At 60.3% G+C, this 17,120-nt stretch carries 15 protein-coding genes and 1 tRNA gene; 8 read left to right on the top strand and 8 right to left on the bottom strand.

Annotated elements, in window-relative coordinates:
* Positions 1-193 precede the first annotated feature (193 nt).
* Positions 194-1,954, top strand: a complete 1,761-nt coding sequence (locus VWY75_RS18535) for an ABC transporter permease (RefSeq protein ID WP_416537822.1) — start codon at positions 194-196, stop codon at positions 1,952-1,954.
* 31 nt (positions 1,955-1,985) lie between these two features.
* Here VWY75_RS18535 and VWY75_RS18530 read toward each other — a convergent pair whose 3' ends face one another.
* Complete coding sequence (locus tag VWY75_RS18530; RefSeq protein ID WP_340546862.1) at positions 1,986-2,852, bottom strand: CobW family GTP-binding protein; 867 nt, start codon at positions 2,850-2,852, stop codon at positions 1,986-1,988.
* Positions 2,853-3,148: 296 nt separating this feature from the next.
* Between VWY75_RS18530 and VWY75_RS18525 the strand changes: the two genes are divergently transcribed.
* The gene (locus VWY75_RS18525; protein WP_416537823.1) at positions 3,149-3,691 is read left to right on the top strand and encodes a DUF2938 domain-containing protein; all 543 of its coding nucleotides are present in this window, start codon (positions 3,149-3,151) and stop codon (positions 3,689-3,691) included.
* Positions 3,692-3,797: 106 nt separating this feature from the next.
* Here VWY75_RS18525 and VWY75_RS18520 read toward each other — a convergent pair whose 3' ends face one another.
* The 3 genes from VWY75_RS18520 to VWY75_RS18510 all read right to left on the bottom strand — a co-directional run bounded on the left by VWY75_RS18520 (position 3,798) and on the right by VWY75_RS18510 (position 5,331).
* Positions 3,798-4,814 (bottom strand): Fe(3+) ABC transporter substrate-binding protein, encoded by a 1,017-nt coding sequence (locus VWY75_RS18520; RefSeq protein WP_340546860.1) that lies wholly within the window; start codon positions 4,812-4,814, stop codon positions 3,798-3,800.
* Between the two features lie 238 nt (positions 4,815-5,052).
* The gene (gene ykgO, locus VWY75_RS18515; protein ID WP_008562923.1) at positions 5,053-5,178 is read right to left on the bottom strand and encodes a type B 50S ribosomal protein L36; all 126 of its coding nucleotides are present in this window, start codon (positions 5,176-5,178) and stop codon (positions 5,053-5,055) included.
* Positions 5,179-5,256: 78 nt separating this feature from the next.
* A tRNA-Val gene (locus VWY75_RS18510) sits at positions 5,257-5,331 on the bottom strand.
* Positions 5,332-5,491: 160 nt separating this feature from the next.
* Here VWY75_RS18510 and VWY75_RS18505 point away from each other — a divergent pair.
* Positions 5,492-6,352, top strand: a complete 861-nt coding sequence (locus VWY75_RS18505; protein ID WP_416537824.1) for an N-formylglutamate amidohydrolase — start codon at positions 5,492-5,494, stop codon at positions 6,350-6,352.
* 14 nt (positions 6,353-6,366) lie between these two features.
* Here the strand turns inward: VWY75_RS18505 and VWY75_RS18500 are convergent, their stop codons facing one another.
* Positions 6,367-7,647, bottom strand: coding sequence for a DNA polymerase IV (locus tag VWY75_RS18500; RefSeq protein ID WP_416537833.1), 1,281 nt, complete (start codon positions 7,645-7,647; stop codon positions 6,367-6,369).
* A gap of 194 nt (positions 7,648-7,841) precedes the next feature.
* On the opposite strand from VWY75_RS18500, the gene VWY75_RS18495 reads away from it, so the two are divergent.
* The gene (locus VWY75_RS18495; RefSeq protein WP_416537825.1) at positions 7,842-8,264 is read left to right on the top strand and encodes an NUDIX hydrolase; all 423 of its coding nucleotides are present in this window, start codon (positions 7,842-7,844) and stop codon (positions 8,262-8,264) included.
* A 506-nt stretch (positions 8,265-8,770) separates the two neighbouring features.
* On the opposite strand, the gene pyrF is transcribed toward VWY75_RS18495, so the two are convergent.
* Positions 8,771-9,502 carry an orotidine-5'-phosphate decarboxylase gene (pyrF, locus tag VWY75_RS18490; protein ID WP_416537826.1) on the bottom strand — a complete coding sequence of 244 codons (732 nt, stop codon included), beginning with the start codon at positions 9,500-9,502 and terminating at the stop codon, positions 8,771-8,773.
* 323 nt (positions 9,503-9,825) lie between these two features.
* Here pyrF and clpB point away from each other — a divergent pair, with 323 nt between their 5' ends.
* Positions 9,826-12,444 (top strand): ATP-dependent chaperone ClpB, encoded by a 2,619-nt coding sequence (gene clpB / locus VWY75_RS18485; RefSeq protein ID WP_416537827.1) that lies wholly within the window; start codon positions 9,826-9,828, stop codon positions 12,442-12,444.
* Between the two features lie 77 nt (positions 12,445-12,521).
* Here the strand turns inward: clpB and VWY75_RS18480 are convergent, their stop codons facing one another.
* Both VWY75_RS18480 and VWY75_RS18475 read right to left on the bottom strand, forming a co-directional pair.
* Positions 12,522-13,079: a hypothetical protein gene (locus VWY75_RS18480; protein ID WP_416537828.1), complete on the bottom strand. Its 558-nt coding sequence runs from the start codon at positions 13,077-13,079 to the stop codon at positions 12,522-12,524.
* Positions 13,080-13,166: 87 nt separating this feature from the next.
* On the bottom strand, positions 13,167-13,673 hold the full coding sequence (locus tag VWY75_RS18475; RefSeq protein ID WP_416537829.1) for a DUF302 domain-containing protein: 507 nt from the start codon (positions 13,671-13,673) through the stop codon (positions 13,167-13,169).
* A 115-nt stretch (positions 13,674-13,788) separates the two neighbouring features.
* Here VWY75_RS18475 and VWY75_RS18470 point away from each other — a divergent pair, with 115 nt between their 5' ends.
* The 3 genes from VWY75_RS18470 (at position 13,789) to msrQ (ending at position 16,870) form a co-directional block, all read left to right on the top strand.
* Positions 13,789-15,282, top strand: a complete 1,494-nt coding sequence (locus tag VWY75_RS18470) for an FMN-binding glutamate synthase family protein (RefSeq protein ID WP_416537830.1) — start codon at positions 13,789-13,791, stop codon at positions 15,280-15,282.
* A gap of 70 nt (positions 15,283-15,352) precedes the next feature.
* Complete coding sequence (msrP, locus tag VWY75_RS18465) at positions 15,353-16,273, top strand: protein-methionine-sulfoxide reductase catalytic subunit MsrP (RefSeq protein WP_416537831.1); 921 nt, start codon at positions 15,353-15,355, stop codon at positions 16,271-16,273.
* Entirely contained in the window at positions 16,274-16,870 is a 597-nt protein-coding gene (msrQ, locus tag VWY75_RS18460; protein WP_340546851.1) for a protein-methionine-sulfoxide reductase heme-binding subunit MsrQ, read from the top strand.
* The last annotated feature ends 250 nt before the right edge of the window (positions 16,871-17,120 follow it).

The following is a 17,120-nucleotide window of genomic DNA, read 5'->3' as shown; positions in this document are numbered from 1 at the left end:
CTTTCCTGTGGGGACACCACCCGATCAGGGTATCTGCTGGCGCAACCGGGCTCCTCCCACCGGTTGCGCCAGTTTTTGTGACAGCAACAGCGATAGAGAGAGGCGCGGCGAATGGCTGCGCTTTGGCTTTGTCGCTGGTATTTCCGACGAAAATGATCGAAATAGAGGGCTGCACTGAGGTAGTCCCGTATCTATGCCAAAGATCACACCCATCTCCCCCACCTCCACAGAGGCCAAGCGCTCCGCTAGGGCGCCGATTTTCGATGGCGCAGCAACGGCCGGCGCCGTCCCGTCGGCGGATGCGCCTAATCGGACACGTGGGCGGCGGAAGAAACCGGGGGGGGCGCTGTTTGCGACGGTGGGCTGGGTTGTGGCCCTGTCCTGTCTGTTGCCAATGCTGGCGGTTGCGCTGGCCGCTCTGACCGGTGGCACCGATACGATCCGGCATCTTATGGAAACTGTCTTGCCGGGTTATGCCGGTACCACATTGGTTCTGGTCTTTCTGGTGGCGCTGGGAACCGGGCTGGTTGGGGTAGGAGCGGCCTGGCTGGTCACTATGACCCGGTTTCCGGGCGTGCGCGTGATGGAGGTGGTTCTGATCCTGCCGCTGGCCTTCCCGGCCTATGTGCTGGCCTATGCCTATACCTTTGTTCTGGATCATCCCGGCATCGTGCAGACCACCTTTCGGCAGATGACAGGCTGGGGACCACGCGACTATTGGTTCCCGGAGATCCGCTCTGTGGGAGGGGCGGCGGTGATGCTGGTGCTGGTGCTTTACCCCTATGTCTACCTGCTGGCTCGGGCGGCTTTTCTGCAACAAAGCGCGGGTGCGTTTCTGGCGGCGCGCGCACTTGGCAATACCTCGCTACAGGCCTTCTGGCGGGTCAGCCTGCCCATGGCGCGCCCCGCGATTGCGTCCGGTGTTCTGCTGGCGGTGATGGAAACCATCGCTGATTTCGGCACGGTGAGCTATTTTGGCGTGCAGACCTTTGCGACAGGGATTTATACCAGCTGGTTTTCGCTGGCCGACCGGGCGGGTGCGGCGCAGCTGGCGCTCTGTCTTCTGGGATTTGCGCTGACGCTGGCAGTAGCGGAGCGCGCAACGCGAGGTCGTGCGCGCTATCATCATGCGGGCAAGCATCAGGCCAAGATGCCGCCGGTGGAGCTGCATGGGGCGAAGGCGGCTCTGGCCTTTGGGCTGTGCGTCCTGCCTGTCCTTCTCGGGTTCCTGCTGCCAGTAGTGATCCTGGCGCAGATGGGGCTTGAGTCGGAGCAGAACCTGCTGAGCAAACGGTATCTGGGCTTCCTGCAGAATTCAGTGACGCTGGCGACGACGGCGGCTGTCCTTACCGTGATGGCGGCGGTCTGCCTCGGCTTCTACCAACGGCTGCGTCCGGGTCGGCCGTCTGCTCTTGCCGGTTACGTCTCAAGGCTCGGCTATGCGGTGCCGGGCGGGGTGATCGCGGTTGGGCTGATGGTGCCGTTTGCAGCCTTTGATAACGCTTTGGATGCCTGGATGCGGGCGAATTTCGAGATCAGGACCGGACTGCTGATTACCGGGTCGATCTGGCTGCTGGTGGCGGCCTATATGGTGCGCTTTCTGGCGGCGGCATTGGGTGCCTATGAGGGAGGGCAGGCCACCGTTCATGCCAATATGGATGCGGCTGCCCGCTCGCTGGGGCAAAGCCCGCTGGGTATGTTGCGCCGGGTTCACCTGCCTATCCTGACGCCCAGCCTGATGACGGCTTTGCTGATTGTCTTTGTCGATGTGATGAAAGAGCTGCCAGCGACGCTGATTATGCGTCCTTTCAACTATGACACACTGGCAGTGCAGGCCTACCGGCTGGCCTCGGATGAGCGGCTGGAGGGCGCGGCAGTGCCATCGCTGGTCATCATGCTGGTCGGGCTGTTGCCGGTGATTCTGATTTGCAGGCAAGTGGGCCGACGCAGCTAGGCTATCAATGCTGGCGGCGTGGCGCCGGCCTTTAGCTCTGCCACCAAGCCTCGATTTCCTCACGGGAAATCCGGGCCGCCGGGCCAAGGGCAACCAGAACGGTTTCCTCGGCATCGCAGCGCTTGGCCGAGACCTGCCGACCAACCACATGCAGCTCATAGCCGCCGCCATTGGTGAGGATAAATCCCTTCATCCGATAGATCCCGCTTGGCCGGTTTGCCAGCTTATCACCCAGGCGGCACCGATCCATCGGCTCGGCGCTGCGGTGGTGCCAGGTCGCATAGGCGTGGTGGGCGGATTTTGCAGTTGCCCTGCCAACCGGCAGCGGGACCACGTCAAACAGCAGGTCGGCAATCGGGGCGTCTTCGAGAATCGTCGGCGTGCGGGCCCCCAGCTCGTCCAGCCGGGTCATAACAGCGTCAGAAGGGGCGTCGCATTTGCTGATCAGCACCAGGTCCGCGGCACGGATCTGCTGACTGGTCTGCTCGCGCAGCAGATCGTCGTTCAGCAGATCGCAGAGGTTTTCGCCATCGGCGACGGTGATGATGCCGCCATAGGACAGCTGGCTCTCGTTCACCACGGTGTTGGCAATGGCGACCGGATCGGAGAGGCCGCTGGCCTCGATCACGATATGATCCGGGCGGCTGCCCTCGGCCAGAATACGATGCAGCGCGGCGGTCAGATCTTCGCCCAGGGTGCAGCAGACACAGCCGTTGCTCAATGCGATGGTCTGTGAGGTTCCGTCCTGCAACAGGCTTTCATCAATGTTGATGCGCCCAAAATCATTGACCAGAACAGTCAGGCGCAACCCATGATCATCGCTCAGCAGACGGTTGATCAACGTGGTTTTTCCAGCGCCGAGATAGCCGCTGATGATGGTGACCGGAATACGTGTCATTGGTATTCACCCGATGGAGTATTGTGGTCACGCATGGCTAGTTTCTCGCTCTGCATCTGTGAATTCGACCCGAAGCTATAGGTGGTCTTTTCCAGCCCGTCCACCCACGGCGCGACGTGAGGTAAAGGACCTTGGATAGCGGTCATTCGGCGGTTTTCGCGTTCGTATCGGCTTTGCTGGGGGGGTACCTCAGACAATGCAATTGGCGGCCGACGGTCCTCAGCACCTAAAATCACTGTGACCCGAGGGTGGATTTCCCCTGCGGGAGCCAAAATCACACAAGAGGGATGGATGCCGTGTTGAACCGCAATGACTTGATAATCCGCATTGTTCTGCTGGGGGTGGGGGCAACCGCCTTCATGGATCTGTGGGCCGTCGTCGCCGATGCGCTATTTGGCGTGCCGCAAAGCAATTTTGCCGTGGTGGGGCGCTGGCTGGGGTACATGCCGGATGGGATCTTCACCCATGAAAGCATCGGCAAGGTCCCGCCGGTGGCGAATGAGGCCGCAATCGGCTGGACTGCGCATTATGTTGTGGGCGTGATTTTTGCGGCGCTGTTTGTTGCGTTTGGCGGGCAGCGCCAGCTGCTGAAGCCGGGGCCGGTTGCGCCGATTCTTTTTGGTCTGGTGACGGTGGTTGCGCCATTCTTCATCTTGCAGCCTGCCTTGGGGGCCGGAATCATGGCTTCGAACAAACCGAACCCGGACATTGCGCGGCTGAAGAGCCTGATGTCGCATTTCTCGTTCGGGTTGGGTCTCTATGTCGTCGCCTATGGCCTGTCGCGCCTCGCGCCGAAGGGTCAGCATGGATCAAGTGACCAGATTTCACCGGCAGAATAGACAGACGACTGCCGCGTTGGAAAACAAGAAAGGCGCAGGAGAGTCTCCTGCGCCTTTCCCGTTATTCGGCTGCGGTGGCTGCTCGGCCTTGCAGCGACCGGGTCAGTTACTCCCAACCCACCTGGTTGAAGATCTTCTGTGCGGTGGGGATGTTCTGCGCTACGTCCGACAGCTGCACGTCATCGGGTTTGAAGTGGCCGAGCGCCGCAATGCTGGGCGCAAGCGCAACACCCGGAACCGCCGGGTACTCATCATTGCCTGCGGAGAAATACTGCTGCGCCTGATCGGAGGCGAGGTATTCGAGGAACTTGATCGCGTTCTCCTTGTTCGGTGCGTTCACTGCAACACCGCCACCGGACAGGTTCATGTGGGCGCCTTCTGCGTCCTGCGCAGGGAAGACCCAGCCGATCATGTCACGTTCGGCGGACAGACCTTTCACGTCTTTGCGGATGGAGCGGGCGAAGTAGTAGCTGTTGCCAACGGCGATTTCGCACTCGCCGGAGACGATGCCGCGCAGCTGATCGGTGTCGCCGCCCTGGGGCGCGCGGGCCATGTTGGCAACGACGCCTTTTGCCCAGTCGGTTGCGGCTTCTTCACCGTGATGCGTGACGATGGAGGCCAGCAGAGTCTGGTTGTAGGTATTGGTCGAAGAGCGGATGCAGATCTGACCTTTGTAGGCGGGATCCGCGAGGTCGAGATATGTCTTCGGCGGGTTGGCGACATCTGCCTTGTCAAAGAAGATGATGCGCGCACGCTGGGAGAAGCCGAACCACTGGTTGTCCGCATCCTGCAGGTAGCCGGGAACGCGGGCTTCCAGGATGTCGCTGTCGATGGCCTGAAGGAGGCCTTCGTTCTTGGCACGTGCCAGACGCGATGTATCAACTGTCAGCAGGATATCGGCGGGGGAGTTCGCGCCCTCGGCGCTCATCCGGGCGATCAACTCGTCAGCCTTGCCTTCGATCCGGTTGATCGTGATGCCGGTGGCCTCTTCGAAGTCGGAATAGAGCCGTTCGTCGGTATCGTAGTGGCGCGAGGAGTAGAGGTTCAGCTCACCCTCGGCAGCGGCGGATGTTGCGACGGCGGCGACCAAAGCGCCTGCAAGAATGGTGGTCGATTTCAGCATGGTACTTCCCATCTATTCAAAACACTCGGGGGGATCTTGGCCACTGGCGTCGAACCCGACTGATTTGCTCAGATAAAGAGTTTCACAAAAAATGCAAAGCAAAACTGACAAAAACGATCAGAAAAAGAGATGGGCCGTTACAGCCCTCTTGAGGTCACCGGCAAGAGAGGCCTGAAAACACAAAAAAACCGCATCCGAAGATGCGGTTTTCTCAAATCAGCTATGCTGCGTCTGGCGATCAGCCCTGGCGTGCTTTAAAGCGGCGCTGGGTCTTGTTGATCACATAGACACGGCCCTTGCGACGCACAACGCGGCAATCACGGTGCCGGTTCTTGAGCGAGCGGAGCGAGTTCTTGACCTTCATGGCCTATCTCCTGTTCTGCGGCGCGAACCAGCGCCTGGGTTGCGGGGCTCCGATCGTAGGACCAGAGCAATGAATTCATGGTGGGCGATACAAGGTTCGAACTTGTGACCCCTTCGATGTCAACGAAGTGCTCTACCACTGAGCTAATCGCCCATGAATACCCACGCTTTCGGCCGGCCCCAAATTGAAAGGGGCGCGGATGACCGCGCCGGTGAGGGGGTCTATAAAATGAGTCGGAGAGGGGTGCAAGAGCTTTTGACCGCAGAAATTTCCGGTCTATGCTGTTTCTTGTATTTGAGCCGCCGGAGCCTGCATGTCTGACACAGTATATTTGGTGGAAATGCCACAGGAATTGCGGTCTGGAGTGGTTTTTGCCTCGCCGCATAGCGGATCGGATTACAGCGCGGCTTTTCTGGCGCAGACGATTCTCGATCCTTTGCAGCTGCGCAGTTCAGAAGACGCCTTCGTGGATGAGCTGTTTGCCGCCGCGCCGCGATTCGGGATGCCCCTGCTGACCGCGCGGGCGCCACGGGCCTATGTCGATCTCAATCGTTCAACCGAAGAGCTGGATCCGGCGCTGATCGAAGGCGTCATCAAGCGGGGGCAGAACCCGCGTGTGGCCTCTGGCCTGGGGGTGGTGCCGCGCGTGGTGGCCCATGGGCGGGCGATCTATCATGGCAAGCTGAACCGGGCTGAAGCAAGCCACCGGATTGCCACCTATTGGCGCCCCTACCACGCGGCTTTGCAGCAGCTACTGGACCAGGCCCGCATCGGCTTTGGCCAGGCCGTGCTGATTGACTGTCATTCGATGCCGCACGAAGCGATTTCGGCCGCAGGACGGCGGGGGGCTGGGCTGCCGGATGTTGTGCTTGGCGATCGTTTCGGCGCGGCAGCTTCGGCCGAGATCATGGACCGGGTCGAAGCGGCGTTTGTTGGCGCAGGTTTGCGAGTCGCGCGAAACACGCCTTTTGCCGGGGCTTATATCACACAGACCTACGGGCGCCCGTCACGGGCGCAGCACGCGGTGCAGGTCGAGATTGACCGCTCACTCTATATGGATGAGGCGCGGATTGAGAAAACCTCTGATTTTGCAGCGCTGCAAAAGGTGCTGTCCGATGTGATTGCCGAGCTGTCGCAGCTGAACTGTGAACCGATGCCGCTGGCTGCGGAATAAACACAGGCGGCTGTTCAGCGCAGGGCGCGACCCTTCTGGATGGCCGATTTGCCGAAGCGTTCGCGAATTGCATCCGTGGCCCGCTCCGCCTTTGCGCGCTGCCCGGCCTGTGGATCCAGAAGGTCGCCGGTGATATCGGCCTGCGTTTCGGGCACCAGCTCGGAGATGCCGCAGCCAAGTAGCCGATAGGGGCCTTCGTCGCCGACCTGATCCAGAAGCGCCCGCGCCGTTCGGTAGATCATGTCGGCAATCTGGGTCGCATCTCGCAGAGATTGCCGCCGGGTGAGGCTGCTGTGATTGGCGCGCTTCAGCTTCAGCGTCACCACCCGCCCTGCAAGCTGTCGGGCTTTGGCGCGGTCAGAGACTTTTTCGGCCAGCCGCCACAGGTGACCGTCCAGCACCTCCAGACTTGCGGTGTCCTCGTAGAAGGTGGTTTCGTTCGATATGGATTTCACCGGCGCATTGGCCGACACCCGCCGCCGGTCCTGCCCGCGCGCGAGATGCCAGAGCCGTTCCCCCATTGAGCCGAACCGCGCGTTCAGATCAGTGCGGTCCCAGCGCAGCAAATCCGAAAAACTGCGGATGCCGGCTTTGTCGAGCGACGCCTGAGCGGCTGGGCCGATACCCCATATCAGGCGCACCGGTTTGTCTTTCAGGAAATCGGCTGTCTCCTCTTTGCCAATCACCGAGAATCCGCGCGGTTTGTCGAGGTCGGAGGCGACCTTTGCCAGGAATTTGTTGTGTGACAGCCCGATTGATCCTGTCACGCCCAGCTCGTCCTTCATGCGTTTGACCAGCCGTGCCAGCATCACCGCAGGTGGCGCACCATGCAGCCGCTGGGTGCCAGACAGATCCATGAAGGCCTCATCCAGCGACAGGGGTTCCACATCCGGCGTCAGCTCATCCATCATCGCTCGGATCTGGCGGCTGACCTCGACATAGACATTCATTCGCGGCTTTATCACCACGGCGTCCGGGCAAAGCTTGAGCGCCTGAAACATCGGCATGGCCGATCGCACACCGCGAATGCGCGCCACATAGCAGGCCGTAGAGACGACACCACGCCGCCCGCCCCCGATCACCACCGGTTTGTCGGCAAGCTCGGGATTGTCGCGTTTCTCAACGCTGGCGTAGAAGGCGTCGCAGTCCATATGTGCAATCGACAGCGAGAACAGCTCCGGGTGCGCCTTGATCCGTGGGCTCTGGCAGCTTGGGCAGCGCTTTGGATTTGGTGTCTGGCCGTTTTTTGGTTTGAGGACACCATAGGACAAGCACTCCCGGCACAGCACCTGCAGGCGCCGGGGCGCATGGCTGGGCGTCTCCAGCTCAGACGGAGCCGTGTGATCGGGCGGTATGTGCGATTGGTCTGACATGGGGCGGAGGCGTTGAGGCCGAAAGGGTCGGGGAATCTGATGGTGCTGCGGGGGCGCTCAGAGTAGCCTCTGCCACAGCAATTGTCTTTAGATCATCTGACATGGTGAGAGCAGCAATGACATTCAACGGCGCCAAGCTGGCGCTTTTCATTGGCGATAGGCTGCTGGTGATCGAGCGTGATGCCTATCCGCATATTCCCTACCCCGGCCATTGGGATTTCCCAGGCGGCGGGCGCGAAGGCGAGGAAACACCGGAAACCTGCGCGCTGCGCGAAACGGAAGAAGAGGTTGGGCTGGTCGTGCAGGAGGTGGATCTGGTGTGGCGGCAAAGCTATGAGCGGCGCAATGGTGTCGTCTGGTTCTTTGTCGCGCATCTGTCGGCCGCGCGGGAGCACGACATTCGGCTGGGCGATGAAGGTCAGAGCTGGGCGCTGGTGCGTCCTGAGTGGTACATCGGGCATGAGCTGGCGGTGCCGCATTTTGCGGAATATCTGCAAAGCTACCTGACACGCCCTGCCAAAGCTGGTGGCATAGGATAAAATGTGCGGTATCACCCTTGGCGGATCGCCTGTCAGCGGCTGAATATCCGGGGCTGAAAAGAAAGAACCCCCGCTGCTGTAGCGGGGGAGGTGACGAACCTCAGGAAGAGCAAGGCCGTCAGGGGAGTGTCTCCCGTATAGGGTCGGTCATTTTGACCGCTGGGCAAAGGCTGTAAGGCAGGATTATGTAATTCTGCCTTTGATTGTGTGCTTTTGCGGGCACAGGACAAAAGGGCGCAATTTGCTGCGGTGAAACGCAAAATACTGTTGTAATACTGTAGGTTGACCTTAGGTAATCTTGGCGCAAATGTGGCAGAATTCCCGTCCAGTATGGATCTGATGAAAAGTTTTATTTCGGCCAGATCTTTGAGTGGCGAGTGGGTCTGCCCGCCGCCTTCGGGTCAATCTGACCAGAAAACCCGTCGGGCAGATCTGTGCCGACGGGTTGCCCGTGTTGAATAAGTGTAACTGATGCCGTGTGGGACGCGCCGCAGGCGGGGGCCGGTTTACCGTGGCAGACTGGCCAGAATATCTTCGGCGGCGCTGCGCGGGGCGTCTGCTGCCCAGATCGGGCGACCGACCACAATATGATCGGCGCCGGCCTCCAGCGCACTTGCTGGGGTTGCCACCCTTTTCTGATCTCCAAGCGCCGCACCGGCAGGGCGGACGCCGGGGGTGACGATCAACTTGCCTGTGGCTTCTGGCAGGGCGCGGATCAGCGCCGCTTCCTGCGGGCTGGCGATTACGCCATCGGCCCCGGCCGCGAGAGCTAGCCCCGCGCGCTCTTGTACCAGATCGGGAATGTCGCCTGATTTTATCAGGGCTTCATCCAGATCGGAGCGGTCCAGCGAGGTCAGAATGGTGACACCAAGGATCTTGAGACTTGTGCCGGCGGCACCTTCCTTGGCTGCGCGCACCACATGGGGGTCGCCATGCACTGTGAGAAAGTCGAGGTCGAACTGGGCCAGCCCCCGAACCGCGGCCTCAACCGTGGCGCTGATATCAAACAGTTTCATATCGAGGAAAATTCGTTTGCCGCGCTCCTGTTTCAGCTCATTCGCAAGCGCCAGACCACCACCGGTCAGCATCCCCAATCCGATTTTATAGAAGGAGACCGCGTCACCAAGCGTGTCGGCCAGCTGAAGCCCGGCAAGCGCATTGGGCACGTCCAGTGCAACGATCAGCCGGTCGTCGGCTTTGGCGTCAGGGGAAGAGTGGCTGGTGGAAGAAGCGGACATGAAGGTTCCTCGTCTTTTGTGCGGCGGTTCAGGCCGTGTGACGGTAGGGGTGGTCTTGGGATCGCACTGCTTTTAGTGCCGCCGCCTCGGTTGGGAAAGGGAAAAACGGGCCCGGCGGGGCGGTGGCAGGGTGCGACAAACCGATCGAGGGAGTGGCTGAATGAGCAAGCGGTTGATCTGGGTCAGGGATTTGGTGACATATTTGCCGCATAGTAGCCTTGAAGAGAGGATAAGACCTCCCACATTGGACAGGAGGCCCCGACCGGGACGTGCCGCAGAGCGGGCGTCACCAGAAAAGGGGGCGCTTATATAAGGAGAGCAAGATGGACTTGAACAAGTTCACTGAACGGGCGCGTGGTTTTGTGCAGGCGGCCCAGACGATTGCCCGACGTGAAGATCACCAGCGGCTGATGCCGGAGCACCTGTTGAAGGCGCTGATGGATGATGACCAGGGGCTGGCAAGCAATCTGATCACCCGCGCCGGTGGTAACCCGACCCAGGTGGTCCAGGCGCTGGAACTTGCGGTTTCGAAGCTGCCGAAGGTGCAGGGCAATTCCGCAGACATCTATCTGGACGGCCAGACCGCCAAGGTGCTGGATGAAGCGGCCAAGATTGCCGAGAAGGCTGGCGACAGCTTTGTCCCTGTCGAGCGGGTGCTGATGGCGCTGTGCATGGTGAAATCCAAAGCCAAGGAAGCGCTGGCGGCTGGTCACGTGACCGCCCAGGCGCTGAATGAGGCGGTGAATGACATCCGCAAGGGGCGCAAGGCAGACAGTGCCAGTGCCGAAGATGGCTATGACGCGCTCAAGAAATATGCCCGAGATCTGACCGAAGCTGTGCGCGAGGGCAAGATTGACCCGATCATCGGCCGCGACGAGGAAATTCGCCGCGCTATGCAGGTGCTGAGCCGCCGGACCAAGAACAACCCGGTGCTGATTGGTGAGCCGGGGGTTGGTAAAACTGCGATTGCCGAAGGTATGGCGCTGCGCATCGTCAATGGCGATGTGCCGGAATCCCTGCGTGACAAACAGTTGCTCTCGCTTGATATGGGCGCATTGATTGCCGGGGCCAAATACCGGGGCGAGTTTGAGGAACGGCTCAAGGCGGTGCTGACCGAAGTGACCGACGCCGCAGGCGAAATCATTCTGTTCATCGATGAAATGCACACGCTGGTTGGCGCGGGTAAATCCGATGGCGCGATGGATGCGGCCAACCTGATCAAACCGGCGCTGGCGCGGGGCGAACTCCACTGTATCGGCGCAACCACTCTGGATGAGTACCGCAAATACGTTGAGAAAGACGCGGCGCTTGCCCGGCGGTTCCAGCCTGTCATGGTGACGGAACCCACTGTGGAAGACACTATTTCGATCCTGCGGGGCATCAAAGAGAAATACGAGCTGCACCACGGTGTCCGTATCGCGGATGCGGCGCTGGTGGCGGCGGCCACCCTGTCGCATCGCTACATCACCGACCGGTTCCTGCCGGACAAGGCGATTGACCTTGTTGATGAGGCTGCGGCGCGTCTGCGGATGCAGGTCGACAGCAAGCCAGAAGAGCTGGATGCGCTCGACCGTCAGATTCTGCAGATGCAGATCGAGGAAGAGGCGTTGAAACTCGAGGATGACGCGGCCTCCAAGGATCGGCTGGATACCCTGCAGAAAGAGCTGTCGGACCTGCAGGAGAAATCCGCAGAGATGACCGCACAGTGGCAGTCCGAGCGGGACAAGCTGGCTTCGGCCCGTGAGCTGAAGGAGCGGCTGGACCGTGCGCGAGCGGATCTGGATGCAGCCAAACGTGAAGGCAACCTCGCCCGCGCAGGGGAGCTGTCCTACGGCGTTATTCCAGGTCTGGAAAAGCAGCTGAGCGAGGCTGAAGCCTCTGACCGTAACGGTTTGATGGTCGAAGAGGCCGTTCGTCCGGAGCAAATCGCCGGCGTGGTCGAGCGCTGGACCGGGATCCCGACATCCAAGATGCTCGAGGGCGAGCGCGAGAAGCTGTTGCGGATGGAGGCGGATCTGCATGGTCGTGTGATTGGTCAGGACACTGCGGTCACGGCTGTGGCCAATGCGGTGCGGCGCGCCCGAGCCGGGCTCAATGACGAGAACCGCCCGCTGGGGTCGTTCCTGTTCCTTGGTCCGACCGGTGTCGGCAAGACCGAGCTGACAAAGGCGGTGGCTGAGTTTCTGTTCGATGATGACAGCGCCATGGTGCGCGTGGATATGTCCGAGTTCATGGAGAAACATTCGGTAGCCCGCCTGATCGGCGCGCCTCCGGGATATGTCGGCTATGATGAGGGGGGCGTGCTGACCGAGGCCGTCCGGCGCAAACCCTATCAGGTTGTTCTGTTTGACGAGGTGGAGAAGGCCCATCCGGATGTCTTTAACGTGCTGTTGCAGGTGCTGGACGATGGGATGCTGACCGATGGACAGGGGCGGACCGTCGATTTCAAACAGACTCTGATTATCCTGACCTCCAACCTCGGTGCGCAGGCGCTCAGCCAGCTACCGGATGGGGCGGATGCCGCCGATGCCAAGCGGGATGTGATGGACGCGGTGCGTGCGCATTTCCGTCCTGAATTCCTGAACCGTCTGGATGAGACGATCATTTTTGATCGCCTGGGACGCAAGGACATGGATGGCATCGTCACGCTACAGCTGGCGCGGCTTGAAAAGCGGCTTGTGGGTCGCAAGATCGTGCTTGAGCTGGATGAGGGTGCAAAGACGTGGCTGGCGGATGAAGGATATGATCCGGTGTTCGGCGCCCGCCCGTTGAAACGGGTGATCCAGCGGGTCTTGCAGAACCCATTGGCGGAGATGCTTCTGGCCGGAGATATCCGCGATGGCGACACGGTGCCTGTAAGTGCCGGTGTCGAAGGTCTGATCATCGGCGATCGCATCGGCTCCACCGATCGGCCGCGCCCCGATGATGCGGTGGTGCACTAAGCTGACACGAAGAAGGAAGGCCCGCCGATCCGGCGGGCCTCTCTTATAAATGTCTGCTCATTGCTATGCGCGGCTGTTCAATTTCTGGCCATCACGGCCGTGGCCCCTCTGCGCCGCAGGACGGTCAGGCGGGGTTCCCAGTCATACCGGGGATCCTTGGCCGTTGCGGACCAATACAACCTGCCACCATAGCGCCATGGGTCCAGCACGATGCCGCCGTAGATATCCGCTCCCTTCGGGGCGATCACGGCGCTGCTGTGTTCAATCCGAAAGCTGTTTCTTGGCTCTGCGATGGCCCGTAGAACCGTAAGGCTTTGAAACCCTTCGCTTTGCAGCCGGGCCTGCATGTCCTCGGCGTAATGATAACAAAGGCCGCGTTGTTTGACGCCGGTATTGACGAGGGTGTTGTGCAGGATCGGTGAGGTTGTCACCTTATACTCCTGCGCAAGCGCGGTAGCGTGGCGATAGGCAATCAGCGCGGCTCTGGCCGCTTCTTCCGGATCGACTTGCGGGCCAAGTGCTTCAATCGCGTGGCGAAGCTGGCCGACCTCATCCGATTGGGTGTCCGTGCCCGGTGCGCAGGCAGCGATCATCGTGCCCGCGAGCAGCAGAAGCGAAACAAGGATGGACTTCATGCAGGATCTGTCCGCTGTCAATTTCCGTGGTGATCAGACTATCAAAGCCAGCGCCAGGAGGCAGCGGAAAAACTCAAACGATGGGTCTTACTCCTCGATTGCCTCCAGGACGATGTCATTCAGCAACGACTGGATCAGCTGCATGTCGCCATCAGGGAAAGCGCGAAAGCCGATTGTCGTGATCTCGCTGCCGGGCTGCTGTGCGACGAAGATATCGTAGGGGCAGAAGGTGATATTCATCGGATTGGCTTCCATCACCTTGCGCGACAGGCTGGCGGAGCAGAAAGAATAGACCTCGGCCTTTTGGAACAGAACGACGTCAGAGCCGACATCCTCGCGCGTCCGCTCCAGCATCTCTCCCACATGGCTGATATGATCGACCACAAACCCACGATTGGTGATCGCGCTTTCCAGCCCAAAGGTGACATCATCGAAGGCGAGATCGGTCTGATAGCTGACCATATCCGCCGTTATTGTCGGCTCGGCCGTGACCGGGAGGGATAACGCGATGAATGCCCCGTAACCCAGCGACAGAAAGCTGGCGAAGCGGCGTCCCGTGCGAAATGCAGCGGTTATTACGGTGGATTTTGTCATGGTCCTCTCCCAATGTGATCAAAGGTGACTTGCCCGCCCGGTGGAATACACCAATTTGGTCTAGGGCGAACGGGCCGATGGGCAGCGCGTTCCATTATCATATAGGAGTTTTTGCATGGGTTTCGCGGCAAATGCCATAGAATTCCTCGCATATGCCTTTGTCTTTGCTTTGGGGGCGCTGGCATTGGTGGCTGCGGGGCTGTTCGTGGTTGATCGGGTGCAGACCGAGGACGCGGTGCGCCGCAATTATCCGGTGATCGGTAGGTTTCGCGGCCTGTTCAGCACCTTGGGAGAGTTTTTCCGCCAGTATTTCTTTGCCATGGACCGCGAGGAGATGCCCTTCAACCGCGCGCAGCGCGAATGGGTGGGACGTGCCGCAGAAGGAAAGGGGAATACCGTCGCCTTCGGCTCGACCCGCAATCTGAACGTGCCGGGGACGCCAATCTTCGTGAATGCGGCATTTCCGGCCTTGGATGAGGGCAAGGCCTGTTGCGAGCCGCGCCTGATCGGGCCAACCGCCCGCCAGCCCTATATGGCACCCTCGTTCTTCAATATCTCCGGCATGAGTTATGGGGCGCTCTCTGCGCCGGCCGTCCGTGCCCTCAGCCATGGGGCAAAAGAGGCCGGTGTCTGGATGAACACCGGCGAGGGTGGTCTGAGTCCCTATCACCTGGAGGGGGGCTGCGATGTGGTGTTCCAGATTGGTACTGCCAAATACGGCGTGCGCGATGAGAACGGCGGGCTGAGCGACGAACAATTGCGCAAGGTTGCCGCCCATGATGCGGTGCGGATGTTTGAGCTGAAGCTGGCGCAGGGGGCAAAACCCGGCAAGGGTGGGATCCTTCCCGCGGCCAAGGTCACCCAGCAGATTGCCGAGATACGCGGCATCCCGGAAGGCGAGGACAGCATCTCCCCCAATCGGCATCCGGAGATTGCCAATTACGATCAGCTGCTGGATATGATCGCGCATCTTCGGGAAGTCACAGGCAAGCCGGTGGGGATAAAGCTGGTGGTCGGTGCTGAGACGGCCCTGCGCGAGCTGTTTCTGAATATTGCCGCCCGCAGGGACGACAGCGCGCCGGATTTCATCACCGTGGACGGTGGCGAGGGCGGAACCGGAGCCGCACCTATGCCGTTGATTGATCTGGTTGGGATGTCTGTCCGGGAGGCACTGCCGCTTGCGTGCAATCTGCGCGATGAATACGGGCTGAAGGACCGCATTCGCCTCATCGCCTCTGGCAAGCTGGTCAATCCGGGCGATGTTGCCTGGGCGCTGGCGGCAGGCGCCGATTTTGTGACCTCGGCGCGGGGATTCATGTTCTCGCTGGGCTGTATTCAGGCGCTGAAGTGTAACCGCAACAGCTGTCCGACAGGTATCACAACCCATGACAAGCGCCTGCAAAAGGGGTTGGTGGTCGAGGAAAAATCCACCCGCGTCGCACGCTATGCCAAGGAGATCATCCATGAGGTTGAAACCATCGCGCATTCCGTTGGCGTGACCGAACCGCGTCAGCTGCGCCGCCGACATGTCAGGATCATGCAGGAAGATGGGCGCAGCCGGCCGATGAATGAGCTTATGCCAGGTTACAGTGCCATCGCGGAGACGTGAGAGGATATGTTTTGGACTGTGCCGCCCGCTGGCTTAGATCCTGCAGATACCCATACTAAGGAGACGCCGCATGGCCCACCGCTGGAAGAACGATCTGAGTGACGGCGACGTCACGCCTTATTCGGCTTTTCTGAACCGACGCCAGATCATGGCCGGTCTGGGCGGCGCTGCGGGGCTTGGTCTGGCGGGGTTGGCTGGCGGCACCGCACAGGCCGCAACGGAGGCGGAGCTGGAACCCAACAGCTGGGAAGACGTGACCAGCTATTGCAACTTCTATGAGTTCGGCACCGGCAAGGGGGATCCGGCTGCCTATGCCGGTCAGATGACCACCCAGCCCTGGAGCGTCGAAATCGATGGCCTGGTCGAGCGCCCGGGCAGCTACTCCATGGAGCAGATCATGGAGGCTATGACGCTTGAGGACCGGATCTATCGCTTCCGCTGTGTCGAGGCCTGGTCGATGGTGGTGCCCTGGCAGGGGTTTGAACTGGCGGATCTGCTCAATCTGGCCGGGGTGCAGGAGGGCGCGAAATACGTCGCCTTCGAAACCCTCTACCGGCCGTCGGAAATGCCCGGCACAGCCTATAAGGTGCTGGACTGGCCCTACCGGGAGGGCCTGCGCCTTGATGAGGCGCAGCACCCATTGACGATCATGGCCACTGGCATCTTTGGCAAATCGCTACCCAATCAGAACGGGGCCCCGCTGCGACTGGTGGTGCCGTGGAAATACGGGTTCAAGTCGATCAAATCGATTGTCCGTATGACTCTCACCGATCAAGAGCCGCAGACCAGCTGGAACATGGCAAATGCGGGCGAGTACGGCTTCTATAGCAATGTGAACCCCAATGTGGACCATCCCCGCTGGAGCCAGGCCACCGAGCGCCGCATTGGCGGGGGGCTCTTTGCTCGCCGCGAGCCGACCCTGATGTTCAACGGCTATGAAAAAGAGGTGGCCGCGCTCTACGAGGGTATGGATCTGGCAAAGAACTTCTGAATGCAGCGCATCAACGATACAATTCGGGTCGTGCCCATCTGGCTGATCTATCTGCTGGGTGTGCTGCCCGCAGGCCTGCTGTTCTATCAGGGGCTCTCTGGCGCGCTTGGCCCTGAGCCGATCAAGGCGCTTGAGCATGAATACGGCAAACTGGCGCTTCAGCTGCTCGTCGTCACCCTCGCTGTGACACCGCTGCGTCGGCTGCTCGGGCTGAACCTGATGCGGTTTCGCCGGGCCATCGGTCTTTTGTGTTTCTTCTATGTCAGCTGTCACCTGCTGGTCTGGCTTCTGTTGGATGTGCAGCTGCTCGGTCAGATTCTTGCCGATATTGTTAAGCGCCCATATATCACCATCGGCATGGCGGCCTTTGTTCTGATGCTGCCGCTCGCTCTGACCTCCAATAACGCTTCGGTCCGGCGTTTGAGAGGTAAATGGCGTAGCCTTCACCGGTTGACTTACCCGGCCGCTCTGTTCGGAGCCCTGCACTATGTGATGCTGGTGAAAGGCTTCCAGCTGGAACCGCTGATCTACATGGGGCTGATCCTTCTCCTGCTGGCACTCCGCCTGCCGGCGGTCCAGCGGTTGAGGCCCGCCTGAGTCGCGGTGCGAGGCGTATCTCGATCGCAGAAAGCTCCTGCCGGTGCGTATGGCGAGTCGAAACATCGCAGCGAATAGCCCTCTCGACTCGCCCGGACATGAGCGCAGACGACAGCGACTCGGAGCTGAAACCGGTTGCAGCTTTGTTCCTGCTGGGAAAATGGCCCGATCATGCCGGGGAAATGTGGTGTCCTCGATTGAGAAGTTTTCGTAAGTATATGAAAATAATAGACTTTTGAGAAATTCATCA

This window comes from Phaeobacter sp. JH20_08 (assembly GCF_048056635.1).
GTDB lineage: Bacteria > Pseudomonadota > Alphaproteobacteria > Rhodobacterales > Rhodobacteraceae > Phaeobacter > Phaeobacter bryozoorum.
The sequence above is the reverse complement of the archived record's forward strand: the minus strand, read 5'-3'. Positions and strand labels throughout refer to the sequence as shown.